1 protein-coding gene is annotated in these 2,103 nt (G+C 73.2%); it reads left to right on the plus strand.

What is annotated here, in order from left to right; all coding sequences use genetic code 11:
- The coding region (locus RWX45_RS10185) for a HelD family protein (protein WP_316023609.1) at positions 1-2,103 on the plus strand (2,103 nt) is incomplete at both ends.

The raw sequence follows: 2,103 nt of genomic DNA on the forward strand, positions 1-2,103 counted from the left end.
GGCCTACGCCGAGCTGGACCGGCAGCTGGCCTCCGCCCGCCGCTCGTTGGCGGCCACGCAGGCCCGCGGCGCCAGCGGCACGCACCAGTCGCGCGGCGAACGGGACGCCTACGCCGCCCACTACTCCGGACTGGTTTCCTCCCTGGAGGGGGTCGAGGACCGCCTGGTCTTCGGCCGCATGGACATGTCCGCAGCGCCCGAGCCCCCCTCCCCGGCTCAGGCGGATCCCACGGCCCCGCAGACGGCGGGGCGACGCCACTACGTGGGGCGCATCGGCCTGCATGACGCCCGGCACCGCGAGGTGGTTCTCGACTGGCGCGCGCCGCTGTCCCGGGCCTTCTACCAAGCAACCGCCTCCAATCCGATGGGGCTGGTGCGCCGACGCCACATCGATACCCGGGCGCGCCGGGTCATCGGGGTGGAGGACGAGCTCATCGACGTCGCCGCCGCCGGCGAGTCGGCGCCCTCCCCCGCGACCGGCCACGACACGGGGCACGTCTCCCTCGACGGCCTGCAGGGTGAGGGCGCCCTCATGGCGGCCATGTCGGCGGCCCGCGATGGGCGCATGGGCGACATCGTCGCCACCATTCAGGCCGAGCAGGACCGCGTGGTGACCAGCGACGGCAAGGGGGTGCTGGTGGTGCAAGGCGGCCCCGGAACCGGCAAGACGGCGGTGGCGCTGCACCGCGTGGCCTACCTCTTCTACGCCGAACGCGAGCGCCTGGAGCGCACCGGCGTGCTGCTCGTGGGTCCCTCACGCACCTTCCTGCGGTATGTCGAGCAGGTGCTGCCCTCCCTGGGTGAAACGGGAGTGGTGTCCACCACGTTGGCCGACCTGGTGCCGGGCGTGCACGCCCGCGGCAGCGAGTCCCCGCGTATCGCCGAGGTGAAGTCGCGTCTGGTGTGGGCGGATATTCTGCGGCGGGCGGTGCGCGACCTCCAGCGGGTGCCGGAGGGCCCACGGGAGATCGTCGTGCAGGGCACGCGGCTGCACCTGGATCCGCAGGATGTGCGCGAGGCGGCGAGCCGGGCGCGCCGGGGCGGCAAGCCCCACAACCTGGCCCGCGAGACCTTCGTGCTGTGGCTGCTGGAGCGACTGACCGACCAGTTCGCCGCGGCCACGCATCAGGACGCCGACGACGCCGACACCCGCGCTTGGATTCGTGAGGACATCCGCACCGCCCGCGATGCCCGCCGGGAGATCAACCTGTGTTGGATGCCGACGACGCCGGCCGGCCTGCTGGAGCGCCTCTGGTCGCGGCCGGCACTGTTGGAGCGCCTCGCCCCGGAGCTCAGTGCGGCCGAACGCGCCCTGCTGGAGCGGCCCGTGGGCAGCGAGCTGACGCCGGCGGACGTGCCGCTGCTCGACGAGCTGGCCGAGCTGCTGGGGCCGAGTGAGGATGCCGAGGCCCGGCGTGCCCGGCTGGAGGCGCGGCGTCGAGAATCGCTGGTCGCCTATGCGGCGCAGGCCATTGAGTCCCAGGAGTTGGGCGACGGCATGGTCAGTGCGGAAATGCTTGCCGACCGCATGGAGGAGACCGGCCCGTCCCTGACGCTGGCAGAACGGGCCCGAGCCGACCGCAGCTGGACCTACGGGCACGTCGTCGTCGATGAGGCACAAGAACTGGGCGCCATGGCGTGGCGGGCCCTGGCGCGTCGCTGCCCCGTGCGTTCTTTCACGATCGTTGGCGACCTGGCCCAGTACTCCGGGCCGAACACGCCGCGCTCCTGGGAAGAGGTGCTCTCGGCGCTGGGCACGCGCCAGCACGAACGCCGCCGCGGGGGGAAGGCGACGCGGAGCACGCGGGCCTCGACGCCGCTGCGGCAGGAGGTGCTCACCGTCTGCTACCGCACGCCGGCGACGATTATGCGTGCGGCGGAACAGGTGGCGACGACGCTCGGCCAGCCGTTGGCCTACCCGGTCTCATCGGTACGCGACCTGCCGGACTGCCTGGCCGTCGACGACTGCTCGCGCACGATCGCGGCACCCGCCAATCCCGCCGCCCTTGCCACAGCGCCGGCCGCTGCCGTCTGGCGGCAGGCGCTGCAGCAAGCGGTCATGGAGGAGTCCGCCGCCTTGGATGCGGCGGTGGGGGCGGGCAA

Origin of the sequence: Actinomyces sp. MRS3W, from assembly GCF_032465695.1 — a bacterium.
In the GTDB taxonomy this organism is placed as follows: domain Bacteria; phylum Actinomycetota; class Actinomycetes; order Actinomycetales; family Actinomycetaceae; genus Actinomyces.